The organism is Brachybacterium halotolerans (assembly GCF_016623465.1).
Taxonomy (GTDB): Bacteria; Actinomycetota; Actinomycetes; order Actinomycetales; family Dermabacteraceae; genus Brachybacterium; species Brachybacterium halotolerans.
Map to the genome: position 1 here is coordinate 43,906 of NZ_JAEDAJ010000003.1, position 24,862 is coordinate 68,767.

Genomic DNA, 24,862 nt, shown 5'->3' on the forward strand with positions numbered 1-24,862 from the left:
ACGGGCTCGCGCTCCCCTCTCCCGCCCCAGGAGGCCCCGTGGAACCCCTCGCCCGCCGCTCTCTGCTCCGCGCATCCACCGGCGCCGCCGCCGGTGGTGCAGCATTCGCCCTCGGCGCGGGATCCGCGCAGGCCGGGGGCTCCGCAGCCCCCGTCGGACTCGGCGCGGGCCACCACGGCACAGGGCACGGCAGCGGCCTGGGTCACGGACACGGCCAGGGGCGGAGCACCGCCCCGGTGCGCGAGTTCCGCGCCCTGTGGATCGCGTCGGTCGACAACATCGACTGGCCCTCGAAGGCGGGGCTGAGCACGCACGAGCAGAAGCGCGAGTACCTCGACTGGCTCGACCTGGCGCAGGAGCTCGGCATGAACGCCGTCATCTCCCAGGTGCGCCCCACCGCCGACGCCTTCTGGCCCTCCCCCTTCGAGCCCTGGTCGCAGTGGCTCACGGGCACTCAGGGCGAGGACCCCGGCTACGACCCGCTCGCCTTCCAGATCGACGCCGCCCATGCCCGGGGCCTCGAGTACCACGCCTGGTTCAACCCCTACCGGGTCTCCATGACCAGCGACGACCCCGCCGACCTCGTCGAGGACCATCCGGCGCGCGTCCACCAGGACTGGTCCTTCGCCTACGGCGGCAAGCTCTACTACGACCCGGGCGTCCCCGCGGTCCGTGCCTTCGTGCAGGACGCGATGATGGACGCCGTCTCCCGCTACGACGTCGACGGCGTGCACTTCGACGACTACTTCTACCCGTATCCGGTCGAGGGCGAGGAGCTCCCGGACGCCGGGACCTTCGAGCGCCATGGCGACGGGGCCTCCTCGATCGAGGACTGGCGACGGGAGAACGTCGACCTGCTGGTGAGCGAGATGCACGAGAGGATCCGCGCGGAGAAGCCGCACGTGCGCTTCGGCATCAGCCCGTTCGGCATCTGGCGGAACTCCACGAGCGATCCCGCGGGGTCGGACACCGCGGGTTCGGAGTCGTACGAGATCATCTCCGCCGACTCCCGGCGCTGGGTCCAGCAGGGCTGGGTCGATTACATCAACCCGCAGATCTACTGGCAGATCGGCCACGAGCTCGCCGACTACGACACCCTGGTGCGCTGGTGGGCGGACCTCGCGGAGGACTCCGACGTGGCGCTGTTCGTGGGCGAAGCGGCCTACAAGGCGGTCGACGGCACCTTCGAGGACCCCGGCGAGCTCTCCGAGCACGTGGAGCTGGGCCGTGACCTGGGGTCCGTCCAGGGCTATGTGTACTTCAGCGCGACGAGCATGCGCGATGACGAGACCGGAGCGGTGAAGCAGCTCGTGCGCGAGCGCTTCGCGCACCCGGCCATCGTCCCCGTCATCGAGAGCGTCGAGGGGACGGCGCCCGCCGCGCCCTACCTGCAGTCCGTGCGCGCCTCGCGCAAGGGCGTCACGCTGCGCTTCAGCGGGGAGGCGACCAGCTTCGCGATCTGGCGCCTGCGCTCACCGCACGTGACGAGCCGGGACCTCGAGGACGCGCGCAGCCTCGTCGCCGTGGTGCGGGCCGGCGAGGACGAGAGCGCACAGCAGTTCACGCACGCGGGCGCGGATGCACGCGGCTGGTACGCGGTGACGGCGCTCGACCGCACCTGGCGCCAGAGCGGCCCCTCGACGGTGCGGCGCCCGCGGGGCTGACGCCCCGGCGGGACCCGCAGCCCCGCGGGACCCGCGACCCGGGACGGGCGCGCGGGTGATCAGGCCTGCGTCGCGGGCGTGACCGGCGGCTCGGCCGACCACGGGAAGACGATCCACTCGTCGGTGCGCCGCCACACGAAGTCGGGCGCGACCACCGAGGCGGACTTCGCGTAGAGCACCGCGCTGCGGGCGTCCGCGCCCTGCTCGCGCAGGAGCTGGAGCACGAGCGCGAGGGTGCGCCCGGAATCCGCCACGTCGTCGACCACCAGCAGGCGCTTGCCCTGGATCGACTCGGTGTCGAGCATCGGGGCGAGCAGGACCGGATCCGGCAGGGTCTCGTGGACGTCGGTGTAGAACTCGACGTTGATCGCGTCGGCCAGCTTGAGGCCGAGCGCGTAGGAGAGCGAGCCGGCGGGCAGCAGGCCTCCGCGCGCGACCGCGATCACGATCTCGGGATCGAAGCCCGAGTCGGCGATGGTCTGCGCGAGCTCCCGGGACGCGGTCCCGAACAGCTCCCAGTCGAGGACCTCCTTCGTCACGAGATCGGAGGAATCGGCGTGGTAGGCCTGCGACATCTGGGCTCCTGGGACGGATCGTGCGGGGGTGCCCCGATGCTACCGCCCGCGCCGGAAGGGCCGAGCGCGGCGACTGCGCGCCCACCACAGCAACCCACACACTGTAATGTTGTTTTCCTTGGGTTCATGTTCTAGTGTGTGGCTCACCTCCAGGAGCAGTCCCGAGCTCCCGGTGTCCCGCCCTCCGACGACGCAGGTGATGTGATGTACGCCCAGGAGCGACAGCGCCAGGTCCTCGACGCGCTCGAGCAGTCCGGCCGCGTGACGGTCTCGGACCTCGCCGAGCGCTTCGACGTGACCACCGAGACCGTGAGGCGCGACCTCGACGACCTCGAGCGGCGAGGCCTGCTGGCCCGCGTGCACGGCGGCGCCATCGCCCGCCGCACCCGCGACGCGGAGCCGGACCTCGATACCCGTCGGACCACGAACACCCAGGCCAAGCGACGGATCGCCGATGCGGCGCGAGCGCTGCTCCCCACGGATCCCGAGGCCTCCGTACTGCTGGACGCCGGCACCACGACCCTCTCGCTGGTCCCCCATCTCGCCGAGCGCACCGGGCCCGTGCTCACCCACGCGCTCGACGTCGCGCAGGCGGCGCTGGGCCTCGCGGGTCCGCCCGTGCACGTGCTGCCCGGGCGACTGCGGCCCGGCACCGGTGCGGGCGTCGGCGCGGAGACCGTCTCCGCTCTCGCGCGGCTGCGCCCCGAGGTCGCGTTCCTGGGATGCAACGGCTTCGACGGCGCGGAGCTGTTCACCCCCGATCCCGAGGAGGGCGCGGTGAAGAGCGCCATCGTCGAGCGCGCGGGACGGCGCGTGCTGCTGGCGGACTCCTCGAAGGCACAGGTCCGCCAGCTCGTCGCCTTCGCCCGCACGGGCGACATCGACGCCCTGGTCACCGATTCCGACCTGCCGGAGGCGCTGCGCTCCGAGCTCGAGGGCGCCGGCACCGAGGTGGTGTTCGCATGATCCGCACGCTCACCGCGAACCCCTCGCTGGACCGCACGGTCCTCCTGGGTTCTCCGCTCTCCGCGGGCGGCGTGCACCGCATCGTCCGGGAGTCCACGCAGGTCGGGGGCAAGGGCGTGAACGTCGCCCGCGCCCTGCACCTCGCCGGCGCCGAGGTCGAGGCGCTCGTGCCGGTCGGGGCCGATGACCCCTATCGGGCACTTCTCGAGGCCGCCGACGCACCGCTGCGCACCTCCCCCGTCGACGGCGCCGTGCGCACCAATCTCACGGTGCTCTCACCGCTCGAGGAGACGGGGACCAGCGGCAGCACGGGCACTTCAGGCACCGCCGGCGGCGCCGATGGCGCCTGGTCCGCGGAGAGCCCCGACGCGCTCGGCACCGCCTCCGGCACCGTCACCACGAAGCTCAACGAACCGGGCGCCCGTATCTCCACCACCGAGCTGGAGGCCCTCGAGTCCGCCCTGCTCACCGGGATCGGCGATGGCGCACCCCGTGGTCCGCGCGGCCGGAGCGCACCCACCGGCGAGCGGTCGCTCACGGACACGGTGATGCTCTCGGGGTCCCTCGCGCCCGGCTTCCCCGAGGACTGGTACGCGCGGATGGTCCGGGCGCTGCACGAGCGCGGAGCATGGGCGGGCGTCGACACCTCCGACGGTCCGCTGCGCGCTCTCGCCGCCGCCTGGGGCGAGGACCTGGCCTGCGCCCCGGACCTGCTCAAGCCCAATGCGCTCGAGCTCGCGCAGCTCACGGGCCTGGATGCCGCCGCCCTCGACGCCCTCGAGGGCGCGGGCACGGATCTGGACGCCGCCGACCTGGGCCCCGTGGGCGAGGCCGCCCAGGGCCTGCGCGCGCAGGGCGTCAGGGAGGTCCTGGTGACCCTCGGCGGAGCAGGAGCCCTGCTCGCGAGCTCCCAGGGCACCTGGTTCTGCCCCGCGGGCCCCACCCGCGTGGTCTCCACGGTGGGCGCGGGAGACTGCGCGACCGCCGGGTTCCTGCTCGCCCGCAGCCGCGGGGAGGACGCCCCCACGGCGCTCGCCCGCGCCGTCGCCTACGGCAGCGCCGCCGTCGCCCTGCCCGGCACCACCATCCCCCGCCCGGATCAGGTCGTCGCCCGACCCGATGCCGTGCGGGCCCTCTGATCCGCACGACGCCACCGGACACCCGTCCCGACGCCACGTCGGCCGACCGCCGACGACCGATGACCCCCGCCCGGCGCGATGCCGGGCCCTCCGAAGAAGGAGCTGGCCATGTCAGAACCCCTCATGACCGCGGATCTCGTCCACCTGGACGTCGAGCCCGCGGGAGACAAGTCCGCGGTGATCGGCCAGATGGCCGACCTGATCGCCGCGACCGGACGCTCGGACCGCGACGGTCTCGAGGCCGGGCTGCTGGCCCGCGAGGAGTCCTTCGCGACCGGCATGCCCGGCGGCTTCGCGATCCCCCACTGCCGCACGGAGGCCGTCCACGAGGCCGCGCTCGGCCTGCTGCGGCTCACCGAGCCGGTCGACTTCGGATCCGCCCACGGGCCGGCCGATCTCGTGATCGGCATCTCGGCGCCCGCCGGGACCGACGACCAGCACCTCCGGCTGCTCGCACAGCTCTCGCGCGCCCTGGTGCGCCCGGAGTTCCTCGCCTCGCTGCGCTCCGCCGCGACGTCCCAGGAGGCCGCCGACCTGGTGATGGGGGTGATCGAGCCCGAACCCGAGCCCGCATCCGCAGCGTCGTCGTCGGCCGGAGACTCCGCACCCGCGCCCGCGCCCTCATCCGCGCCCTCGGACGGGACGGCGGCCGACGCGCCGGAGCGCGCCGCCTCCCCGAACCCGTCCGCGGCTGCCGAGGACTCCCCCGTGCTGCTCGCGATCACCTCGTGCCCGACCGGCATCGCCCACACCTACATGGCCGCCGAGTCCCTCGAGACGGCCGCCGCGGAGAAGGGCGTGCGCCTGCACGTGGAGACGCAGGGGTCGGGCGGCATCACGCCGTTCACCTCCGAGCAGATCGCGGAGGCCTCCGCGCTCATCGTCGCGGCCGACGTCAACATCTCGGGACGCGAGCGCTTCGCCGGGATGCCGGTCATCGAGCACCCGGTCAAGCGCGCGATCTCCCACGGCCCCGAGATGGTCGACGAGGCCGTCGCGGCCGCCCGCGATCCCCGTGCCCGGAAGGTCCCCGCCGGGGCCGACGACGGGGGCGCGGAGGCCTCGAGCGGCCCGGGCGGCGCCGGGGCGAGCTCCGCCGCCGCGGTCTCCTGGCCCAAGCGGATCCAGGCCGCCGTGATGACGGGCGTGTCGTACATGATCCCGTTCGTCGCCGCGGGCGGTCTGCTGATGGCCCTCGGCTTCCTGCTGGGCGGGTTCGACGTCTCCTACGTCGCGCAGGACGTCGCGACCGGGAACTCGCTGACGAATCTGCCGGGGCACCTGAGCTACGACGGCGCGAGCGGACAGGAGATGACCTCGCGCGCCGGGCTGCTGCTGTACCTGGGCGCCGTCGCCTTCGCGATCGGCAGCGCCGGAATGGGCTTCCTGGTCGCGGCGCTCTCGGGCTTCATCGCCTTCGGCCTCGCCGGACGCCCCGGCATCGCCCCCGGCTTCATCGGCGGGGCGATCTCGGTGACGGTCGGCGCGGGCTTCCTGGGCGGACTGGTGACGGGCCTGCTCGCCGGGCTCATCGCCCTGGGCCTCGCCTCTCTGCGCCCGCCGCGCTGGCTCGCCGGGCTGATGCCCGTGGTGATCATCCCGCTGGTGACCTCGGGGATCGTCGCCGGAGCCATGCTGCTCGTGCTCGGCCGCCCGCTGGCCTGGGTGATGGAGGCCCTCCAGAACGCGCTGACCGGCATGAGCGGCACCTCCGCGATCCTGCTGGGCGTGATCCTGGGGCTGATGATGTGCGTGGACCTGGGCGGCCCCATCAACAAGGCGGCCTACCTGTTCGCGACCGCGGGGCTCTCCCAGGGGACCGAGGCGTCCTTCCACATCATGGCCGCGGTGATGGCCGCCGGGATGGTGCCGCCGCTGGCGATGGCGCTGTCCACGGCGGTGCGGCGCTCGCTGTACACGCAGGTGGAGCGCGAGAACGGCACCACGGCTTGGCTGCTGGGCGCCTCGTTCATCTCCGAGGGCGCGATCCCCTTCGCCGCGGCCGACCCGCTGCGCGTCATCCCCTCGATGATGGCCGGCGGCGCGGTCACCGGCGCGCTCTCCATGGCGTTCGGAGTGGGCTCCCAGGCTCCCCACGGCGGCATCTTCGTGTTCTTCGCGATCAGCCCGGTGTGGGGGTACGTGCTCGCGATCGTGATCGGCACGCTCCTCGCGGCGGCCCTGGTCACCGTGCTGAAGGAGCAGCATGCCCGGCGCGTGCGCCGCGAGGCCGCGGCCGCCTGAGGCGGCACCGCCCGCGGCATCCACTGCCCCGCGTCCGCGCCGGTCTACCCTGCGGGTGTGGACAGCGCGGACGCGCCCCTGCTGGGGCACATGACGCCCTACGGCGCCCAGCACCTCACGACGCTCGCGGTCATCGCGGTGCTCTGCGTCCTCGCAGCGATCGTCGTGCGCCGCGGTGACGCACCCGTCGTCGAGCGCCGGCTGCGGATCCTCGGCTGGGCGCTGCTGGCCAACTCGATCCTGTGGACGCTGTGGGGCTTCATGCCATGGGCGTGGGACATCGACGAGTCGCTCCCCCTGCACCTCTCCGATGTGCTGCGCTTCATCGGGCCGCTCGCCCTGATCACCCGCGCGCGGCGGCTCGTGGTCATCACCTACTACTGGGGCCTTACCCTGAACATGCAGTCCGTGCTCACACCGGACGTCAACTATTTCGTGTGGCCGCCTCTCGAGTTCGCGGAGTACTGGATCGCCCACGGCGCGGGAGTGCTGATCCCCGTGGTCCTGGTGTGGGGCCTGCGCATGCGCCCCACCTGGCGAGGATTCGGCTTCGCCTACGGGGCGACCGTGCTGTGGGCGCTGATCGCGATGATCGGCAATGCGCTGACCGGCGCGAACTACGGGTACCTGAGCCACGCGCCCGCGGGACCGAGCCTGCTGGACGTGATGGGCCCGTGGCCCTCGTACCTCCTCGTCGAGGCGATCGCGATCGCGGTGGTCTGGGCCCTCATGACCCTGCCCTGGGCGCTGCTGGGCCGCCGGGCGGGACGGTCGGACCCGGTCGAGGCCGGCAGGGTCCGAGCGGTCGAGGCCCGTTCCGTCGGGATCCGGGTCGACGGGCTCGGGGCCGTCGGGCTCGGGGCCGACGGGCTGCGGGCCGACGACGTCCCGACGGACGAGCCGTCGTCCGATCCGGGCGATCCGCCGCGGATCGATACAGTGCCAGGATGACTTCCCGCCGCCCCTCGCCCCTCGGAGGCCGACGTCCCACCAAGGACGACCTCGCACAGGTCTCCACCACGGACCCTCACGGCGTCGACGACATCCTGCCCGGACCGGGCGACCCGTCGCCGCTGCGCATGCTCATCGTGGGCATCAACCCCGGGCTCTGGACCGCCGCGGTCAACGCGCCGTTCGCACGCCCCGGGAACAGGTTCTGGCCGTCCCTGCACCGTGCGGGCCTCACCGACCACCAGGTCGACTGCGCCGCTGGACTGACCGAGGAGGACGAGCAGCAGCTGCTCGGCCGAGGCATCGGCCTGACGAACCTCGTCGGCCGCGCCACGGTCCGCGCCGACCAGCTCGCGCGCGAGGAGCTGCACGAGGGCGGGCGACGGCTCGTCGAGCGGGTGCGCGAGATGCGACCGCGCTCCGTCGCGATCGCGGGCATCACCGCCTACCGCACCGCCTTCCGCCTGCCCCGGGCGAAGCTGGGACTGCAGGATCCGGCCGAGGTCGAGGACTGGCCCGAGGACTCGCTGCTGTGGGTGGTGCCGCAGCCGAGCGGGCTCAACGCCCACGCCAACATCGACACCCTCGCCCGTGACTGGCGCGAGGTGTGGGACAGCACCCGCTGAGCGTGCACGGGGCGGTCCGCGGGACGTCCGCCGCAGTTATGCTGACACCATGTCGAATAACGCGTCCTCGCCCTCCGCCCCTGCGCCGTCCGCACCCGCCGATCCCGTGCTGAACGCCCTGCGCCTGACCGCCGGCAGCAGCGCTCTGATCGCGATCGTGCAGACCCTGCTGGGCCTGGGGATCCTGGGCAGCATCGGTGGCGTGTTCCCGCTCCACCAGACGCTCGGCTACGTGCTCTTCCTCGACACCCTGGCCGCCGCGGTCTGCGCCGTGCTGTGGTCGCGCCGCAGCGGCAACAAGGGGCTGATGATGCACGCGATCTCCGTCGCCGTGCTCGCCCTCATCCAGATCGGCATCGCGGAGATGGGCGTGGTCTGGCTGCACGTGGTCGTGGGCCTGCTGATCCTCGTCGCCGTGATCGCCCTGTTCACCCTGAGCATGCGCAAGAGCGGGGCGTCCCGCTCCGAGCGCCGCGGGACGCCGGCCGCGCGCTGACGCGGAAGCCGCGAGGGCGCTCACGCAGAATCCTCGGGCGTAGTGTGGTCCGCGCCCGGTCGGGCGATCGGGCGCGGACGATCCGCACCGACGAGGAGGCCGTCATGCCCGAGGCATGGAGCGAGAAGCGCGAGCGCCAGTACCAGCACGTGAAGGACAGCGTCCGGGAGCAGGGCCGCTCCGAGGAGACCGCGGAGGAGATCGCCGCCCGCACGGTCAACAAGACCCGCGCCCAGGAGGGCGAGGCGGACGAGTCCTCGACGACCTCGACGGAGGACGAGTCCCCGTCCGAGCGCGGCGGCAGGCACTCCCACGAGGGTCCGCAGGGGCGCACCCGCGACCAGCTCTACGAGGACGCCCGGCGACAGGGCGTCGAGGGCAGGTCCTCGATGACCAAGGACGAGCTCGAGGACGCCGTCGAGGACCGCGACTGACGGGGTCCCGGCGCCGTTCCGGAACATCCGGACATCTCAACATCCCAGCGCACAGCGCCGCGGGGCGCGCTCCCGGGCAGTTCGGGGGAACCGGTTGCGGCACCCTGCGCGCCGTGGAAAGGTGGCGGCACCCGCACGGCGCTGAAGCCGTCAGGCTCCGGGCGCCGTCACCGCCGATGCAGGAGGTACACGTGAAGCTTCCCTGGCTCAGGTCCGCACTGGAGAACGAGGGTCCCTACGTCTCCGTCCACCTCGACACCACGCGGCTCGATCCGCAGGCCGTCACCGAGATCGAGGCCCGCTGGGCCCGCCTGCGCGACCAGCTCGCCGCGGCCGGCGCCCCTGCCCCGCTGCTCGACCGGATCGGCGAGACCCTGCTGACCCCGTCGGCCCTCGGAGGCCGCCATGGGCGCACCGTGATCGCCGCGGGCGACGAGATCGTCGTCGACCGGGTGCTGCCCGTGCCGCCCCTGCACGAGTCCGCGCACTTCGGCGACGAGCCCGAGCTGCTGCCCCTCCTCGAGCTCACGCCCTTCGCCGTCACCCAGCTCCTCATCGAGGTCGATCGCGCAGGCGCCGATCTGCGCCTGCGCGCGCCCGACGCTCCGTCCCTGAGCAGGCACGGCGAGGGTCTGGGCGAGGACGCGAGCGTCGACGGCGGCCACGACGAGCTGCACAAGGCGAGCCTCGGCGGCGGTGGCCAGCACGGCTGGCGCGCGAGCAACCTCGAGGCCCGCGTCGAGGACTCCTGGGAGCGCAACGCCGAGGCGGTCGCGCGCACCGTGGAGCGGATCGTGCGCGAGCAGCGGCCCGACATGGTGCTGCTGACCGGCGACGTGCGCTCGAGCGCACTGCTGAAGGCGGAGCTCGGCCAGGAGGCCCTCGAGCGCCTGCACGAGGTGCCCGGCGGCACCCGCGGCAAGAGCCTGGACCGTCCCGCCTTCCGTGAGGAGGTCGTCCGCGTGACGCGGGACTTCATCACCCGCCACGAGGAGGACCTGCTCGCACGGTTCCGTGAGGCCAGCGGCCGGGACGGCGCCGCCGCCACCAGCGCGGACGACGTCGCCCAGGTGCTCGATCGCGGCCAGGTCGACGAGCTGCTGCTGGTCTCGGGACGCCCTTGCCCGGACGTCGAGCGCCTGCTGCTCAGCGCCATCCGCACCGACGCCGGCATCAGCGCGCTGCGCGAGGACACCGCAGGCTCCGACGTCCTCGTCGACGGGATCGGCGCGCTCCTGCGCTGGCACGACGAGGCGACCCCCGCGGCGAGCATCGGCAGCATGAGCGGCGATGCGCGGCGCGAAGGAGCGCACGAGGGGTCGAGCCCGAGCTGAGCGCCGCGATCGCGGCAGGTCGCGTCGACCGCGGCTGGTCGCGTCGACCGCGCACTCATGCAAGTCCGTCGGGCGGACCTCACTCGGAGGCGGTGAGGTTCCGGTCGAGCGGGCTGTAATGCGCGCGCACCGCCTTCTCGTACGCCGTCGTGTCGCCCGCCTCGAGGGCATCGACGATCGCGTCGTGCGCCTCGATGGTGAGGCGGATGTCCGTGGCGGGAGGCACGTCCAGAAGCGGGAGCGCCGAGGTGTGCACCTGCCAGAACGCATCGCCCAGCTGCATCATCAGCTCGTTGCCGAGCTTCGAGAGCACGGCCGCGTGGAACGCCTGGTCCGCGTCGGCGAAGGAGCGGCCGGCGGCGTGCGCGGCCCGCATCCGCTCCACCTCGGCACGGGCGGGAGCGAGGTCCTCGTCGCGCCATGCCTCGACGAGCCGCTGCCCGATCGAGAGGTCCAGGGCGATCCGCGCCTGGACGACCTCGCGCAGGGTGCGCAGGTCGTTGCCGTCGTTGAGGCGGGCGCGGAAGAGCAGTCCGTCCACGAGCGGGGCGAGCGACATCCTGCCCACGAACGTTCCGTGGCCGTGGCGCACCTCCACGATGTCCAGGGACGACAGGGTGCGCATCGCCTCGCGCACCGAGGAGCGCGCGACGCCCAGCTCCTCGACGAGCCGTGCCTCGGTGGGCATCGGATCCCCCGGATGCAGCCCTGTGCGCAGGATCAGATCCTTGATCCGGGCCACCACGTCCCCGCCCGCGTCGTTCCGGCGCATGCGCTCTCCTCCCTCACGAGGACCGCGCGATCGCGGTCCTGCATCCATGATGCGATCCGGGTCACGGTTCGGTAACCCGCGTCGATCCACTGGCATCGGGGTCTAGAGTACCGCTAGAACATCGGACATCAGACGTCTGATAAAGATTCCGCTCGATGCGCGGGACGCCGGAGGCGAGGACGCAGCCGTCTGCACGCACCCGGAGCCCTGGGCCTCGGACCGATCCGGTCCGGCCGAGCACTCCCACCCGAAGGGACGCACCGATCATGACCACGAAGACCACCCGCCGCAGTCTGCTCAGGAGCGCAGGGCTCCTCACCGCCGCCGCAGGCATCGTCGGCGCCGTCGCCGCCTGCGCTCCGCGCGACGGCGAGGACGCCTCCTCGGACTCCGGCGGCGCCGCGGCGACGCAGGCCAAGGAGGACGGCGCCATCTCCGCCGCGATCTCCTACGAGCTCGGCACCAACGGCTACGACCCCATGACCACGAGCGCCGCGCTCACGGTCGCCGTCAACTGGCACACGCTCGAGGGCCTCACCGAGCTCCACCCCGTGACCCGCAAGGTCTACGCCGCTCTCGCCTCCGAGATCCCCTCGAGCGACGGCACCAGCGTCGACGTCGCCCTCCGAGACGGCGCGACCTTCCACGACGGCAGCGCGGTGACCCCCGACGACGTCGTCTTCTCCTTCGAGCGCGTGCTCGACCCCGACAACGCCTCGCTGTACGCGAGCTTCATCGACTTCATCGAGAAGGTCGAGAAGAAGGACGACACCACGGTGACGTTCACCCTCGCCCACCCCGTCGCGATCCTCGCCGAGCGCCTGAGCGTCGTGAAGATCGTGCCGAAGGCCGCGGTCGAGAAGGACCCCAAGGCCTTCGACGCGAAGCCCGTCGGCTCCGGCCCGTACTCCATGACGGACAACGGGGCCGCCTCGAAGAAGGTCGAGTTCGAGCGCTTCGAGAAGTACAACGGCCCCCAGCCCGCGAAGGCCGCGAAGATGACCTGGCAGATCATCCCCGACGCCTCCACGCGCACCAACGCCATGCAGTCCAAGACCGCCCAGGCGATCGACTCCGTGCCCTACCTCTCGATCGACCAGCTCAAGGGCTCGGCGACCGTCGAGTCCCCGCTCGGGTTCGGGCTGCTGTTCGCGATGTTCAACAACAGCGAGGACAACCCCTTCCACGACCGCAAGAACCGTCAGGCGCTCCTGTACGCGATCGACATGGAGAAGGTCATCGAGGACGGGCTGTCCGGCCAGGCAGAGGCGGCCACCTGCTTCGTCCAGAAGGACCACCCGGACTACAAGGAGGCGTCCACGGTCTACTCGCTCGACCTCGACAAGGCGAAGTCCCTGTTCCAGGAGACCGGCCTCACGAGCTTCCGACTGATGGCGACGGACCACGACTGGGTCAAGCAGTGCACGCCGATCATCCAGCAGTCCCTCGAGGCGGCCGGTGTGAAGGTCGAGTTCACCGAGAAGCAGTCCGCGGACGTCTACAACTCGATCGACGGCAAGCCCGATGCCTACGACGTGGTGATCGCGCCCGGCGATCCCTCGGTGTTCGGAGACGACCCCGATCTGCTCATGCGCTGGTGGTACTTCGCCGACACCTGGACCGACACCCGCATGCACTGGAAGGGCTCCGAGGGTTACACGAAGGTCACCGACCTGCTCAAGGAGGCCATGTCGGAGACCGACGAGGACGAGCAGAAGGCCCTGTGGCAGCAGACCTTCGACGCCATCTCGGACGACGTCCCGCTCTACCCGCTCTTCCACCGCAACGCCCCCTCGGCCTGGGACCCGAGCACTCTCGTCGGCTTCGAGCCCACGTCGCTGACCGGCCTGAGCTTCGTCGGGGTCGGCAGCACCCAGTGACGCCCGCCGCCCCGCACCGCCCGTCCGCCCCCGGCCCGCCTGGAGGGATCCGTGTCCTCACTCGTCCGTCTGATCGGCAGGCGACTCGTCTCGCTGCCGCTCATGATCCTCGGCGTCACCCTGCTGGTGTTCGTCGTGATGTCGTTCTCGCCGTCGGACCCGGCGCGCCTCGCACTCGGCGAGTCCGCCTCGCCCGCCGCCCTCGCCCAGTACCGCGAGGCGAACGGGCTGAACGACCCGCTGGTCATCCGCTACCTGCGGTTCCTCGGCGGCATGCTCCACGGCGACCTCGGCACCACGAGTGGCAACACTCCCGTCACCGACGTGGTCGCCAAGGCCTTCCCCATCACGCTGCAGCTGACCTTCCTGGGCCTCGCCTTCGCGATCGTCCTGGCCGCGATCCTGGGCGTGCTCGCCGCCCTCTTCCGCGACCGCTGGCCCGACCAGCTCATCCGCGTGCTGTCCGTCGCCGCCCTCGCGACGCCGTCGTTCTGGCTCGCGATCCTGCTGATCCAGTGGCTCGGCGAGGTCCCGGGCGGCTGGGGCGCCTTCCCCGCCCTGGTCAGCCAGTGGGTCGGTCCGCTCACGGACCCGGCCGCCTGGTCCCACAACGTGGCGCTCCCCGCCATCGCCCTGGGAGTGCCGGTCGCGGGCTCCCTCACCCGCGTGGTGCGCACGGCGATGGTCGAGGAGTTGGACCGCGACTACGTGCGCACGGCGGTCGGCGCGGGAGTCCCCTACCCGGTCGTGGTCGCGCGCAACGTGCTGCGCAACGCGCTCATCACCCCGATCACGGTGCTCGGCCTGCGCGTGGGCTATCTGATGGGCGGCGCGGTGATCATCGAGATCATCTTCAACATCCAGGCGATGGGCCAGCTCATCCTCGACGGCGTGAAGCGCAACGACGTGTTCCTCGTCCAGGGCGTGACGCTCACCGTGGCGATCGCCTTCATCGTCGTGAACATCCTCGTGGACCTGCTCTACGTGCTCGTCAACCCCCGGATCAGGAGCATCTGACATGCGACGACGACTCGGCTCCCGCCTCGCCTCCGTCAGCGGCGCCCGCCCGGGCGCGCTGCGCTCCCTCCCCCTGCCCTCGAAGATCGCCCTGGGCTTCCTCGCCGTGCTGATCCTGGCCGCCGCACTCGCGTCCGTCATCAGCCCCTTCGACCCGCTCGCGACCGGCTCCCCCGTGCAGCCACCGAGCGCGGAGCACTGGATGGGCACCGACAGCGTGGGCCGCGACGTGTTCTCGCGACTGCTGCACGGCGCCCGCTCCTCGCTGCTGATCGGTCTGTGCGCCACGGCCGCAGCGCTCGTGGTCGCCGCCGTCCTGGGATCCTTCGCCGCGACCGCGGCGAAGCTGCCCTCCGAGGTCGTCATGCGCATCCTCGACGTGATCATGGCGTTCCCCGGCATCGCGCTCGCGGCCGTCTTCGTGGCGGTCTTCGGCACCTCGCTGCCGGTGATCATCTTCGCGATCGCCTTCCTGTACGTGCCGCAGCTGGCGCGCGTGGTCCGCGCGAACGTGCTCGCCCAGTTCGGCGAGGACTACGTCGCGGCATCGCAGGTCATGGGCGCCTCGACGGCGTGGATCCTGTTCAAGCACGTGGCGCGCAACTGCCTCGCGCCGATCATGGTCTTCGCGACCGTGCTCGTGGCCGACGCGATCGTCTTCGAGGCCTCGCTCTCGTTCATCAACGCGGGCGTGCAGCCGCCCTCGCCCTCCTGGGGCAACATCATGAGCGAGGGCAAGGCCGTGCTCCTGGCGGGCTACTGGTGGCCGACGTTCTTCCCGGGCGTCGCCATCCTGCTCACCGTCCTCGCCCTGAACATCCTCTCCGAGGGCCTCACCGACACCCTCGCGAGCCCCCGCATCAAGGCGTCGGTCGACGTCGACGCCGACGAGCGCGCGCAGGAGAAGATCCTGGAGGAGGCCGAGCAGAGCCCCGTGGTCGAGGACGCCCGAGCCGTCGCGCGCCCCGCCGCGGACGAGCAGCCCGGGGCGGAGAGGGCCGGGGCGGAGCGGGCCGGAGGCGCAGTCGTCGAGCGCTCCGAGGCCGAGCCGTCGGTCGACGAGGGCGCAGTGCCTGCGGAGGACGTGCTCGGCGCGACCGACGCCGACACCGCCCGACAGGTCCTGCACGACTCGCTGCGCAGGCTCCGCGAGGCCGAGCAGGCGCGGGGCGAGCGTCCCGAGCCCGCGAGCGGCGCCCCGATCCTCCAGGTGCGCAACCTGCGGGTCGCCTTCCCCGAAGCGCACGGCGACGTCGACATCGTCGACGACGTCTCGTTCTCGGTGCGCCCCGGCGAGACCATGGGACTGGTGGGCGAGTCGGGGTCCGGCAAGTCCGTCACGAGCCTCGCGATCATGGGACTGCTCCCCCGCACGGCGCGGGTGAGCGGTGAGGTGCTCCTGGACGGGAGGAACGTCCTGGACCTGGGATCGAAGCAGCTCAACGCGCTGCGCGGCCACGACGTCGCGATGATCTACCAGGACGCGCTCAGCTCGCTGAACCCCTCGATGCTGATCCGCTCGCAGATGAAGCAGCTGACCTCTCGCGGCGGCACCCGCAGCGCGGAGGAGCTGCTCGAGCTCGTGGGCCTCGAGCCCGCGCGCACGCTCTCCTCCTACCCGCATGAGCTCTCGGGCGGGCAGCGCCAGCGCGTGCTGATCGCGATGGCGCTGACCCGCGACCCCCGCCTGGTGATCGCCGACGAGCCCACGACGGCACTCGACGTGACCGTGCAGAGGCAGGTCGTGGAGCTGCTCGAGCGGCTGCGCGAGGAGCTGGGCTTCGCGATGGTCTTCGTCAGCCACGACCTCGCCCTGGTCTCCCAGCTCGCCCACCGGATCACCGTGATGTACGCGGGCCAGGTCGTGGAGCAGGGCAGCACCGCCCAGATCCTCACCGATCCCCGCCACGAGTACACGCGGGGCCTGCTGGGCTCCGTGCTCTCGATCGAGGCCCGTGCCGAGCGCCTGCTGCAGGTGCCCGGGACCGTGCCCTCGCCGCGGGAGTTCGCGACCGGGGACCGCTTCGCCCCGCGCTCGCAGGATCCGTCGGCCCGCCCCGACGTGCGCCCGCGGCTCGTCGCGATCGAGGAGCGCGAGCTCGCAGGTGCCTCCGCCGGGCCCCGGGCCGGCGAGCACCTGGTGGCGACGATCGACCGGGTCCCCGCCGCGCTGTCCTTCGACGGCGCCCCGGATCCGTCCGCGCAGCGCACGGCCCCGACCACCGGCGGGTCCCCTCGCCCCGCATCGCAGACCGACGACCGAGGAGTCCGCTCATGAGCGCCCAGGATGCCCGCCCCAGAGGCGCCGCACGCGACGACCGGAGCGACTGCCCGGTGATCGAGCTGCGCGACGTGCACGTGGTGCACCGCCTGCGCACCGGCTCGCTCCTGCACCCCGACACCATCCGCGCGGTCGACGGCATCAGCCTGAGCGTGGACCGCGGACAGGTGCTCGGGATCGTCGGCGAATCCGGCTCGGGCAAGTCGACCCTGGCGCGCGTGATGACCGGACTGCAGAAGGTCACCAGCGGCGAGGTCCTCTTCCACGGCTCGGCGCTGGGACGCTCCCGCGCCGCCCGCAGGGACCTCGGCCGCACCATCTCGGTCGTCTTCCAGGACCCGGCGACGGCCCTCAATCCGCGACTCGTCGTCCGCGAGGCGCTCATGGACCCCCTCCGGGTCCACGGCATCGGCACCGAGAAGGAGCGCCTCGATCGGGTCACCGAGCTCGTCCACCAGGTCGGCCTGCCCGTCTCCGCGCTCGACGTTCTCCCCCGCCAGATCTCCGGCGGCCAGCGGCAGCGCGTCGCGATCGCGCGGGCCCTCACCCTGGAACCGGACGTGATCGTGGCCGACGAGCCCACGAGTGCCCTGGACGTCTCGGTCCGCGCCCAGGTGCTCAACCTGCTCATGGACCTCAAGGCCGAGCTCGGCCTGGGTCTCGTCTTCATCTCCCACGACATCTCGACGGTCCGCTTCGTCTCCGACGAGATCCTGGTGATGAACCGCGGACGCGCCGTCGAGCACGGCCCCGCCGCACAGGTCTTCGCCGACGCCGAGGACCCCTACACCCGCTCCCTACTCGCCGCGGCTCCCACGCTGCTCTGAGCACAGGAATCATCGAAACTGCGCACGAACTTCTCGGAGGAGACACCATGACCACCACCGCACCCGAGACCACCGACGGATCGACCGCGCTGCGGGGCGTCGTCCCGCCGCTGCTGACCCCGCTGACCGCCGAGGGCGACCTCGACCGGGCGAGCCTGAGCCGGCTCGTCGGCCGACTCGTCGAGGCCGGGGTCGACGGCATCTTCGCGCTCGGCTCGAGCGGCGAGGTCGCCTACCACGACGACGCCATGCGCGACCGCGTGCTCGACGCCGTCGTGGGCGAGGTCGCCGGTCAGGTGCCGGTGCTCGCGGGCGTCATCGACATGCAGGCCCACCGGGTGATCTCCCACGTGCGGGCCGCCGAGAAGCACGGCGTCGCCGGTGTCGTCGCGACCGCGCCGTTCTACGCGATCACCGGTCCCGACGAGATCGGCGCCCACTTCCGGGCGATCGGCGCGGCCTCCTCCGTGCCAGTGTGGGCCTACGACATCCCCGTCTGCGTGCACGTCAAGCTCGCCCCCGCCCAGCTCATGGAGCTCGCGGCCGACGGCGCGATCGCCGGGGTCAAGGACTCCAGCGGCGACGACGTGGCCTTCCGCCGCCTCGCCGAAATGAACCGCGCGGCAGGGTCCCCGCTGACGCTGCTGACCGGCCACGAGGTCGTCGTCGACGGCGCCTACCTCTCGGGGGCCGACGGCTCGGTGCCGGGGCTCGGCAACGTCGATCCCGCCGGATACGTGCGCATGGACCGCGCGGCCCGCGCGGGCGACTGGGACACCGTGCGCGCCGAGCAGGATCGCCTCGCGGCGCTGTTCGAGATCGTCTTCCAGCCCACCGACAAGGTAGGCCCCGCCGCCGGCGTGGGTGCCTTCAAGACCGCGCTGCGCGAGCTGGGCGTCATCTCGACCAACGCGATGTCGCTGCCCATGACCTCCATCGAGGGTGAGGCGGTCGACCGCATCCGCGCCATCCTCGACCAGGCGGGACTGCTGGATGCCGTCCGCTGAGCACGCGGAGCGCACGGAGCCCACGGCGACGGACCATGGCTCGGAGGCCGCCGCGGCCGGCGGCGCTGCGCTCACGGTGCTCGCGCTCGACATCGGCGGCACCAAGATCACGGCCGCACGGGTGAGGATCGCCCCGGACCGCTCCCGCGCCGAGGTGCTCGAGGAGGCGACCGTCCCGACCCCCGCGCGCGAAGGGGCCCGGGCCGTGCTCGAGGCGGCCCTCGATGCCGCATCGCACGTGACAGGCGACCCGAGCGGCAGTGGGAGCAGGACCGGCGGTGTGAGCAGGACCGGCGTTGCGAGCAGGGCCGGCGCAGCGGATGACCGGCTCTCCGCCGTCGGCATCTCGACCGCCGGCGTCGTCGACGTCGCGCGCGGGGAGATCACGCACGCGACCTCCTCGCTGCCGGGGTGGCCGGGCACGCGCGTGGCCGCCGCCTTCACGGAACGCTTCGCACTCCCCGCGCGAGCGCTCAACGACGTCCACGCGCACGGGCTCGGCGAGGCCCTGTTCGGCACCGGACGGGACGCGTCCTCCCTGCTGCTCGTGGCCGTCGGCACGGGCATCGGCGGCGCCCAGGTGGTCGACGGCAGGCCGGTCGTGGGCGTGCGCGGCGCCGCGGGCCACGTGGGCCACGTGACCGTCCCCGAGGCCGCGTCCGTCCCCTGCACGTGCGGTCGCGTCGGGCACCTCGAGGGACTCGCCTCCGGGCCCGGGATCCTCGACCTCGCCCGACGGCTCGGCGCGAACGCGGCGCAGTGCGCCGACGGCCCCGCCCTGGCCACCGCCGCGCGCGCCGCAGACGGCCCGGCCCGCGAGGCCTATCGCCTGGCCGGTCTGGCCACGGGCCGCGTCATCGGCTCGCTCCTGAACGTGCTGGACGCCGAGACCGTGGCCCTCGCGGGCGGCGTGGTCGGCGCGAGCGAGGTCTGGGACGATGCCCTCAGGCAGGGCGTCGCGCGCGAGGCGATGGACGTCGTCGCGGCCACCCCCGTGGTCCGCGCGCGGGCCGGTTCGCGCGCGGCACTGCTGGGGGCGGCGGCCTGGGCGATCTCCTGACCCGGCATCCTGCGCCCCGGCGCCCGTCTGGTCCGCCTGTCCTCCAGTCCCCGACGCGCAGCCTCAGTCCCCGCTCCCGCTCCCGCTCCCGCTCCCGCTCCCGCTCCCGGAAGGATCCCGCCATGCATCCCCTGGTCTCCGCCCTCGAGGGCCGTCTCATCGTGTCCTGCCAGGCCTATCCCGGAGAGCCGATGCGCGACCCCGGCACCATGGCGCAGATCGCGGCCTCCGTCGAGCGCGGCGGCGCGGCCGCGGTGCGCGCCCAGGGCCTCGAGGACATCCGGCAGGTGAAGGAGGCCGTGGACGTCCCCGTGATCGGGATCTGGAAGGACGGCACGGAGGGCGTCTTCATCACGCCCACCCTCGATCACTGCCTCGCCGTCCTCGATGCCGGCGCGGACGTCCTGGCGCTCGACGGCACCACGCGCCCCCGCCCCGACGGCCGCTCCTTCGCCGAGACCGTCGCCGCCGTCCGCGAGCGCTTCTCCGGTCCGATCATGGCCGACTGCGACAGCGTGGAGTCAGCCCTCGCCGCGGCAGGGGCGGGAGCCGACGTCATCGGCACCACGCTGGCCGGCTACACCGATGCGCGTCCCCGCACCGAGGGCCCCGACCTCGAGCTCCTGGGCGAGCTCGCAAGAGCGCTGCCCGCGACCTCCGTGCTCGTGGCCGAGGGCCGTGTGCACACGCCCGCGCAGGCCGCGGCCTGCGCAGATGCCGGGGCGTTCGCCGTGGTCGTCGGCACCGCGATCACTCACCCCACGACCCTCACCACCTGGTTCCGCGACGCGGTCGAGTCCTGAGATGGACCGGCGGGAGCATAGGGTCCGGGACGCGCTCGGGGACACCATGGCTCCGTCAGATCGTCCCGAGATCGTCTGCACCTGGGCAAGATCGACCTCGCCGATCGTGTCCTCGTGGTGAACCCCGACGGGTACCTCGGCGAGTCCACGCGCCGGGAGATCGCGCATGCGCGGGCGACGGGCACGCCCGTCGCCTTCACCGAGCGGGTCTGAGGTCGCGACCCACCGTCGGTCGGGACCTGGCCGTCAGGACCCGTCCGTCAGGACTCGCGGCGGAGGCTCCGGGGCGAGGCGCCCGCGCTCGGATCCTCGTCCGAGGCCGCATCCCGTCCGTCGGCCCCGTCGGCCCCGTCCGCAGTGCTCGCCGCCCAGCTGCCGAGCACCGCGAGCGCGTCGGCCGCGCTCGAGCCGGGTGCGGCCGTGTACACGTTCAGCCGCAGGCCCGGGCTGGCGGAGATCTCGAAGGCCTCGTAGTCCAGCACCATCTCCCCCACGAGCGGGTGGCGGAGATGCTTGGTGCCGGCGCGGTGGAGCTTCACGTCCTGCTCGGCCCACAGCTCGCGGAAGCGGTCGGAGCGCGTGGAGAGCTCGCCGACGAGGTCCTGGAGGTCCTTGCTGAAGGGGTCGCGACCGGCCTCCGCGTGCAGGAAGGCGACCACGTCGCGCTGCGCGCCGGGGAAGTCGACGAAGAACTGCTGGGCGGAGGGCACCAGGAAGGCGAAGCGCGCCGTGTTCGGCTCGCTCATCGACTCGATCACAGGGCTGTACAGCGCCCTGCCCATCGCGTTCGCGGCGAGCACATCGAAGCGGCCGTTGCGCACGAAGGCGGGCGCAGGAAGCATGTCGAGCATCCGGTGGACGGTGTCCGAGACCCGCGAGGGAGCAGCGCCGACCGGTCTCGGGGAGCGGGCCGCGGGCCCGCGGCGCGCACCCGCGGCCCGCACCAGCCGCCCCAGGTGCTCGGACTCGATGTCGTCGAGCAGCAGGGCGCGGGCGATGCCGCGCAGGACCTCCTCGGAGACGGACCCGACGCGCCCGCGCTCCATGCGGGTGTAGTACTCGACGCTGATCCCCGCGAGCAGGGCGACCTCCTCGCGGCGCAGCCCCTCGACCCGGCGGTGGCTGCCGAAGGCGGGCAGGCCCGCATCCTCGGGGCGCACGCGGGCACGGCGCGAGGCGAGGAACTCCCGCAGCTCGGTGATCGGATCCATGCTCGAAGACTACGGGGGCACCGGCAGGGTGCCAGACCCTGCCAGTGCCCCTCACGTCCTCGCGCTCCGTCCGCGCCCCTCGGCGGAGGGTCGCGGCCGTCCACCGCTCAGACGATGACGTCCGTCGGCGCGTCCCGCGCGGCCCGCCTGGCCGCCGCGCTGCGCCGCACCGCGGAGACGACCGTCAGCACGATCGCCCCCAGCAGCAGCGCATAGATGAGCCAGACGATGGGCCCGTCCAGGAGCGCGAGGGCGTTTCCGTCCGAGCTCATGAGCGCATCGCGCAGATTGGTCTCCGCGAGCGGTCCGAGCACCATGCCGATGATCAGCGGGGCCAGGGGGTAGTCGGCCAGCCGCATCAGGAAGCCGATGAGCCCGATCACCAGCAGGATCAGCAGATCGGCGACCGACGGACTGGTCGCGTAGATGCCCAGCCCGCAGAACATCGCGATCCCCGCGTACAGGTACGGCTTGGGGATCAGCAGCAGCTTCGCCCAGAGCTGGGCGAAGGGCATGTTGATCACCAGCAGCACGATCATCGCGAGGAAGAAGCTCGCCAGCAGCGTCCAGACCAGATCCGCGGAGCGGTCGAACAGCAGCGGACCGGGCTGCAGCCCGTACTGGCGGAAGGCGGCGAGCATCATCGCGGCGGTCGCGGAGACCGGCAGACCGAGGGCCAGCAGAGCGCCCATCGCCATGCCGGTGGTCGCGTTGCCCGCGGCCTCCGGTGCGGCCAGGCCCCGGATCGCGCCCTTGCCGAAGCGCGGGTTCCTGCGCCGCGCGTCCAGGCGGCGCTCGAGGCCGAAGGCGAGGAAGGTGGGCAGCTCGGACCCGCCGGCGGGGACCACGCCGAAGGGCAGACCGATGATGGTGCCGCGCGCCCAGGCGGGGGCCGCCTCCTTGAGCTCTGCGCGGTTCAGCCACGGACGGCCGGAGGCCTTCATCGGTGCGCGCGTGGGGTCGAAGCGCTCGCGGCAGGCCACGTAGATGACCTCGGCGAGCGCGAGCATCCCCACCGTGACGGTGACCAGCGAGATCCCGTCGAACAGCAGCGGCGAGCCCGCGGTGAAGCGCGGGGCGCCGCTGACGCCGTCGATGCCGATCACCGAGATGCCGATGCCCAGCAGCAGGGCCAGCAGGCCCTTGATCGCGGAGTCGGCGAGCACCGAGCTGGTCGCGAAGAAGGCGAACACGGCGAGCGCGAAGAACTCCGCGGGACCGAAGCTCGTGGAGAAGGCCGCGAGCCACGGCGCGAAGAACACCACGAGCACCGATGCCGCCATGCCGCCCACGAAGGCGCCGATCGCGGCGGTCGCGAGGGCCTGCGGCGCGCGTCCCGCGCGGGCCATCGCGTGGCCCTCGAAGGTCGAGGCGATCGCGGAGGCCTGGCCCGGGGTGTTCATGAGGATCGCCATCGTCGAGTCCCCGAAGAGACCGCCGAAGTAGATGCCGGAGAACATGATGAACGCCGCCGTCGGATCCAGGGCGAAGGTGACGGGCAGCAGCAGCGCGACCGCCATCGAGGACCCCAGTCCGGGCATGACGCCCACCGCGGTGCCCAGCAGGCACCCGATGAGCACCCACAGCAGGTTCGTGACGCTGAGGGCGTCGCCGAGCCCTCCCAGCAGCATGCTGATCGAATCCATCTCAGAATCTCCCTCCCAGCAGGCCCGAGGGCAGCGCGAGCCCGAGCGCCATGTCGAAGCAGATGTAGGCGACGGAGGAGACCGCGAGCGCGACCACCACGTCCATGAGCGGGCGGCGGGACCCGAAGGACCGCGAGACGCACCAGAACAGCAGTCCGCCGCCGAGGATCCAGCCGAGGTAGGGCAGGGTCACCGCGAACACGGCGAAGCCGCCCACTGCCCAGGCGAAGGGGCCCCACGCGATGCCGAGGCGACGCGTGACGGTGCCCGCGATGCCCTCGGTCTCGTCGCGCCCGGCGGGGCGGGTGCGGTCGGGCGCGAGCGGGCTGTGACGGCGCACGACGCTGATGACCTGCACGACCACGAGCAGCGCGATGCCCGCGGCGAGGATCTCGGGGACGAAGCGCGGACCGGGGAACGAGGTCCCCTCGGGCAGCTTCATGGTCACGAGGCCCACGAACAGGTAGATCGCGAAGGCGGCCATGACGATGGGGACGGACAGCTCGGCGAGGAGACCGGTCTCCGGCTCGGCCGACGAGGCGTCGGGGTCGAGGGCGGTGCCGGGCGTCGTGCCGTCGGCCGGATCGAGCGTCGTGCCGCCGTTCGCGTCGAGGGCAGTGCCGTCGGCCGCGTCGAGGGCCGGCCCGTCGGCCGACGGGGTGTCAGGGGTCTGCGGTGCGGTGGTCATACGCCGAGCTCCTCGTACAGCGAGCGGATCAGCTTGGCCTGCTCGTCCAGGTAGTGCTGGACCTCGTCGCGGTCCACGATGTTCTCCGCCCAGTGGTAGTGGCGGACCGATTCCTTCCAGTCCGGCGTCGCGATCGTCTCCTCGATGATCGCCAGCAGCTGGGAGATCTCGTCCTCGCTGATCCCCGCCGGGGCGTGCATGGAGCGCCAGTTGGTGAGGGTGACGTCGTAGCCGAGGTCCACGGTGGTGGGCAGGTCGATGCCGTCGATCGGCTTCTCGGCGACGACGGCGAGGGCCTTCAGCCTCCCGGACTCGATCATGTCCACGGAGTCGGGGTAGCCGCTCGAGGCGGCCTTCGCGGTGCCGTTCAGCAGGGCCTGGGTGGCCTCTCCCCCGCCGTCGGAGGAGATGTAGTTGACGTCGGAGCCCGTGACGCCGGCGGCGACGGCGAGCTGGGTGACCACGAGCTGGTCGAAGGAGCCGCCGCCCGTCCACGGGATGCCGCCCACGTCGTTCGTCCATGCCTCGACGAGGTCGTCGAGGCTCTCGAACTCGGAATCGCCGGGCACCACGATCACGTCGTTCTCCTCGACGACGACGCCGAGGTTCGTGACGTCCTCGAGGGTGGTCGAGGACCCGTACTGGATGGTCGCCGCGAGCAGGCCGGTGCCGCCGATCATGAGGGTCTCGGCGTGACCGCGCTGGCTGGCGAGGCTGGACAGTGCGATGGTGCCGCCCGCGCCGGGGATGTTCACGACCTGCGTGTTGTTCACGATGCCGCCGGCGCGCTGCGCCTGCTGCATCGAGCGCGCCGCGGTGTCCCATCCGCCGCCGGCGGCGGCGGGGGCGATGATCGTGAGGGAGGAGCGCAGGTCCTCGCCGCCGGAGGCGGAGGCGATCGACCCGTAGGTGGCGGTGCCGATGGCGCCTGCGGCGACGATGCCGCCCAGCGCCTTCAGGGCCGTGCGGCGCGGCGGGGCCGATCCCGAGTCCGGTGGTGATGCCGGCGGCTGGTCGTTCGGTGGTTCTTCGGGGGGCATGGGACTCCTGGGACGGGGCATCGCGCCACCGTGAGGAGGTGCGCGGCGGCGATGCCGAGCGGGCCCGGTCCGGACCGCACAGGGTCCGCGCCGGAGAGGGAGGAGCCGACACCCTAGCGCGGCACGGCCGTGCTCCGCGCGTCCTGCCCGCGTGGCGGGAGCTCGCCCGGACTCGCGCGCGGCCGCACCATGGCCCCCACA

Annotated in this window: 22 protein-coding genes; 16 read left to right on the forward strand and 6 right to left on the reverse strand. The window is 72.6% G+C overall.

Features of this window, described 5'->3' with window-relative positions; translation table 11 throughout:
* The first annotated feature begins 38 nt into the window (after positions 1–38).
* Entirely contained in the window at positions 39–1,664 is a 1,626-nt protein-coding gene (locus I8D64_RS06635; protein WP_200501748.1) for a family 10 glycosylhydrolase, read from the forward strand.
* A 59-nt stretch (positions 1,665–1,723) separates the two neighbouring features.
* On the opposite strand, the gene I8D64_RS06640 is transcribed toward I8D64_RS06635, so the two are convergent.
* Positions 1,724–2,239, reverse strand: a complete 516-nt coding sequence (locus tag I8D64_RS06640; RefSeq protein ID WP_200501749.1) for a phosphoribosyltransferase — start codon at positions 2,237–2,239, stop codon at positions 1,724–1,726.
* Between the two features lie 204 nt (positions 2,240–2,443).
* Here I8D64_RS06640 and I8D64_RS06645 point away from each other — a divergent pair, with 204 nt between their 5' ends.
* From I8D64_RS06645 to I8D64_RS06680, 8 genes are all read left to right on the forward strand, one after another.
* Complete coding sequence (locus I8D64_RS06645; protein WP_200501750.1) at positions 2,444–3,205, forward strand: DeoR/GlpR family DNA-binding transcription regulator; 762 nt, start codon at positions 2,444–2,446, stop codon at positions 3,203–3,205.
* On the forward strand, positions 3,202–4,344 hold the full coding sequence (locus I8D64_RS06650) for a 1-phosphofructokinase family hexose kinase (RefSeq protein WP_200501751.1): 1,143 nt from the start codon (positions 3,202–3,204) through the stop codon (positions 4,342–4,344). The genes I8D64_RS06645 and I8D64_RS06650 overlap by 4 nt, the downstream gene beginning before the upstream one ends.
* A gap of 108 nt (positions 4,345–4,452) precedes the next feature.
* Complete coding sequence (locus tag I8D64_RS06655) at positions 4,453–6,588, forward strand: PTS fructose transporter subunit IIABC (RefSeq protein ID WP_200501752.1); 2,136 nt, start codon at positions 4,453–4,455, stop codon at positions 6,586–6,588.
* A 57-nt stretch (positions 6,589–6,645) separates the two neighbouring features.
* Positions 6,646–7,539: a YwaF family protein gene (locus I8D64_RS06660; protein WP_343068463.1), complete on the forward strand. Its 894-nt coding sequence runs from the start codon at positions 6,646–6,648 to the stop codon at positions 7,537–7,539.
* On the forward strand, positions 7,536–8,165 hold the full coding sequence (locus I8D64_RS06665) for a mismatch-specific DNA-glycosylase (protein ID WP_200501753.1): 630 nt from the start codon (positions 7,536–7,538) through the stop codon (positions 8,163–8,165). Before I8D64_RS06660 ends, I8D64_RS06665 begins: the two co-directional genes overlap by 4 nt.
* Before the next feature lie 49 nt (positions 8,166–8,214).
* Positions 8,215–8,661: a hypothetical protein gene (locus I8D64_RS06670; RefSeq protein ID WP_200501754.1), complete on the forward strand. Its 447-nt coding sequence runs from the start codon at positions 8,215–8,217 to the stop codon at positions 8,659–8,661.
* Positions 8,662–8,765: 104 nt separating this feature from the next.
* Positions 8,766–9,095 carry a plasmid stabilization protein gene (locus I8D64_RS06675; RefSeq protein ID WP_200501755.1) on the forward strand — a complete coding sequence of 110 codons (330 nt, stop codon included), beginning with the start codon at positions 8,766–8,768 and terminating at the stop codon, positions 9,093–9,095.
* Between the two features lie 191 nt (positions 9,096–9,286).
* Positions 9,287–10,429 (forward strand): baeRF2 domain-containing protein, encoded by a 1,143-nt coding sequence (locus I8D64_RS06680; RefSeq protein ID WP_200501756.1) that lies wholly within the window; start codon positions 9,287–9,289, stop codon positions 10,427–10,429.
* Between the two features lie 79 nt (positions 10,430–10,508).
* Here I8D64_RS06680 and I8D64_RS06685 read toward each other — a convergent pair whose 3' ends face one another.
* Positions 10,509–11,201 carry a FadR/GntR family transcriptional regulator gene (locus I8D64_RS06685; RefSeq protein WP_200501757.1) on the reverse strand — a complete coding sequence of 231 codons (693 nt, stop codon included), beginning with the start codon at positions 11,199–11,201 and terminating at the stop codon, positions 10,509–10,511.
* 266 nt (positions 11,202–11,467) lie between these two features.
* Between I8D64_RS06685 and I8D64_RS06690 the strand changes: the two genes are divergently transcribed.
* From I8D64_RS06690 to I8D64_RS06720, 7 genes are all read left to right on the forward strand, one after another.
* Complete coding sequence (locus I8D64_RS06690; RefSeq protein ID WP_200501758.1) at positions 11,468–13,081, forward strand: ABC transporter substrate-binding protein; 1,614 nt, start codon at positions 11,468–11,470, stop codon at positions 13,079–13,081.
* A 51-nt stretch (positions 13,082–13,132) separates the two neighbouring features.
* Entirely contained in the window at positions 13,133–14,098 is a 966-nt protein-coding gene (locus I8D64_RS06695) for an ABC transporter permease (protein ID WP_200501759.1), read from the forward strand.
* A gap of 1 nt (position 14,099) precedes the next feature.
* Positions 14,100–16,376, forward strand: coding sequence for a dipeptide/oligopeptide/nickel ABC transporter permease/ATP-binding protein (locus I8D64_RS06700; protein WP_200501760.1), 2,277 nt, complete (start codon positions 14,100–14,102; stop codon positions 16,374–16,376).
* Positions 16,373–17,206 carry an ABC transporter ATP-binding protein gene (locus I8D64_RS06705; RefSeq protein ID WP_200501761.1) on the forward strand — a complete coding sequence of 278 codons (834 nt, stop codon included), beginning with the start codon at positions 16,373–16,375 and terminating at the stop codon, positions 17,204–17,206. The genes I8D64_RS06700 and I8D64_RS06705 overlap by 4 nt, the downstream gene beginning before the upstream one ends.
* 47 nt (positions 17,207–17,253) lie before the next feature.
* Positions 17,254–18,213, forward strand: coding sequence for a dihydrodipicolinate synthase family protein (locus I8D64_RS06710; RefSeq protein ID WP_200501762.1), 960 nt, complete (start codon positions 17,254–17,256; stop codon positions 18,211–18,213).
* On the forward strand, positions 18,200–19,273 hold the full coding sequence (locus I8D64_RS06715; protein WP_200501763.1) for an ROK family protein: 1,074 nt from the start codon (positions 18,200–18,202) through the stop codon (positions 19,271–19,273). The genes I8D64_RS06710 and I8D64_RS06715 overlap by 14 nt, the downstream gene beginning before the upstream one ends.
* Before the next feature lie 122 nt (positions 19,274–19,395).
* Positions 19,396–20,076: an N-acetylmannosamine-6-phosphate 2-epimerase gene (locus tag I8D64_RS06720; RefSeq protein ID WP_200501764.1), complete on the forward strand. Its 681-nt coding sequence runs from the start codon at positions 19,396–19,398 to the stop codon at positions 20,074–20,076.
* 260 nt (positions 20,077–20,336) lie between these two features.
* On the opposite strand, the gene I8D64_RS06725 is transcribed toward I8D64_RS06720, so the two are convergent.
* The 4 genes from I8D64_RS06725 to I8D64_RS06740 all read right to left on the reverse strand — a co-directional run bounded on the left by I8D64_RS06725 (position 20,337) and on the right by I8D64_RS06740 (position 24,661).
* A complete protein-coding gene (locus tag I8D64_RS06725) occupies positions 20,337–21,287 on the reverse strand; it encodes a helix-turn-helix transcriptional regulator (protein ID WP_200501765.1) in 951 nt (316 codons plus the stop codon).
* Positions 21,288–21,394: 107 nt separating this feature from the next.
* Positions 21,395–22,933 carry a tripartite tricarboxylate transporter permease gene (locus I8D64_RS06730; RefSeq protein WP_200501766.1) on the reverse strand — a complete coding sequence of 513 codons (1,539 nt, stop codon included), beginning with the start codon at positions 22,931–22,933 and terminating at the stop codon, positions 21,395–21,397.
* Between the two features lies 1 nt (position 22,934).
* Positions 22,935–23,621, reverse strand: a complete 687-nt coding sequence (locus tag I8D64_RS06735) for a tripartite tricarboxylate transporter TctB family protein (protein WP_200501767.1) — start codon at positions 23,619–23,621, stop codon at positions 22,935–22,937.
* A complete protein-coding gene (locus tag I8D64_RS06740; protein WP_200501768.1) occupies positions 23,618–24,661 on the reverse strand; it encodes a tripartite tricarboxylate transporter substrate binding protein in 1,044 nt (347 codons plus the stop codon). The genes I8D64_RS06735 and I8D64_RS06740 overlap by 4 nt, the downstream gene beginning before the upstream one ends.
* Positions 24,662–24,862 lie beyond the last annotated feature (201 nt).

What these genes read in the sequence shown, in the direction of transcription:
- I8D64_RS06730 (WP_200501766.1), bottom strand. Translation starts at nt 22,933, where the DNA reads ATGGATTCGATCAGCATGCTGCTGGGAGGGCTCGGCGACGCCCTCAGC.
- I8D64_RS06645 (WP_200501750.1), top strand. Translation starts at nt 2,444, where the DNA reads ATGTACGCCCAGGAGCGACAGCGCCAGGTCCTCGACGCGCTCGAGCAG.
- I8D64_RS06690 (WP_200501758.1), top strand. Translation starts at nt 11,468, where the DNA reads ATGACCACGAAGACCACCCGCCGCAGTCTGCTCAGGAGCGCAGGGCTC.
- I8D64_RS06665 (WP_200501753.1), top strand. Translation starts at nt 7,536, where the DNA reads ATGACTTCCCGCCGCCCCTCGCCCCTCGGAGGCCGACGTCCCACCAAG.
- I8D64_RS06705 (WP_200501761.1), top strand. Translation starts at nt 16,373, where the DNA reads ATGAGCGCCCAGGATGCCCGCCCCAGAGGCGCCGCACGCGACGACCGG.
- I8D64_RS06640 (WP_200501749.1), bottom strand. Translation starts at nt 2,239, where the DNA reads ATGTCGCAGGCCTACCACGCCGATTCCTCCGATCTCGTGACGAAGGAG.
- I8D64_RS06675 (WP_200501755.1), top strand. Translation starts at nt 8,766, where the DNA reads ATGCCCGAGGCATGGAGCGAGAAGCGCGAGCGCCAGTACCAGCACGTG.
- I8D64_RS06710 (WP_200501762.1), top strand. Translation starts at nt 17,254, where the DNA reads ATGACCACCACCGCACCCGAGACCACCGACGGATCGACCGCGCTGCGG.
- I8D64_RS06700 (WP_200501760.1), top strand. Translation starts at nt 14,100, where the DNA reads ATGCGACGACGACTCGGCTCCCGCCTCGCCTCCGTCAGCGGCGCCCGC.
- I8D64_RS06715 (WP_200501763.1), top strand. Translation starts at nt 18,200, where the DNA reads ATGCCGTCCGCTGAGCACGCGGAGCGCACGGAGCCCACGGCGACGGAC.
- I8D64_RS06670 (WP_200501754.1), top strand. Translation starts at nt 8,215, where the DNA reads ATGTCGAATAACGCGTCCTCGCCCTCCGCCCCTGCGCCGTCCGCACCC.
- I8D64_RS06740 (WP_200501768.1), bottom strand. Translation starts at nt 24,661, where the DNA reads ATGCCCCCCGAAGAACCACCGAACGACCAGCCGCCGGCATCACCACCG.
- I8D64_RS06655 (WP_200501752.1), top strand. Translation starts at nt 4,453, where the DNA reads ATGTCAGAACCCCTCATGACCGCGGATCTCGTCCACCTGGACGTCGAG.
- I8D64_RS06685 (WP_200501757.1), bottom strand. Translation starts at nt 11,201, where the DNA reads ATGCGCCGGAACGACGCGGGCGGGGACGTGGTGGCCCGGATCAAGGAT.
- I8D64_RS06735 (WP_200501767.1), bottom strand. Translation starts at nt 23,621, where the DNA reads ATGACCACCGCACCGCAGACCCCTGACACCCCGTCGGCCGACGGGCCG.
- I8D64_RS06650 (WP_200501751.1), top strand. Translation starts at nt 3,202, where the DNA reads ATGATCCGCACGCTCACCGCGAACCCCTCGCTGGACCGCACGGTCCTC.
- I8D64_RS06725 (WP_200501765.1), bottom strand. Translation starts at nt 21,287, where the DNA reads ATGGATCCGATCACCGAGCTGCGGGAGTTCCTCGCCTCGCGCCGTGCC.
- I8D64_RS06720 (WP_200501764.1), top strand. Translation starts at nt 19,396, where the DNA reads ATGCATCCCCTGGTCTCCGCCCTCGAGGGCCGTCTCATCGTGTCCTGC.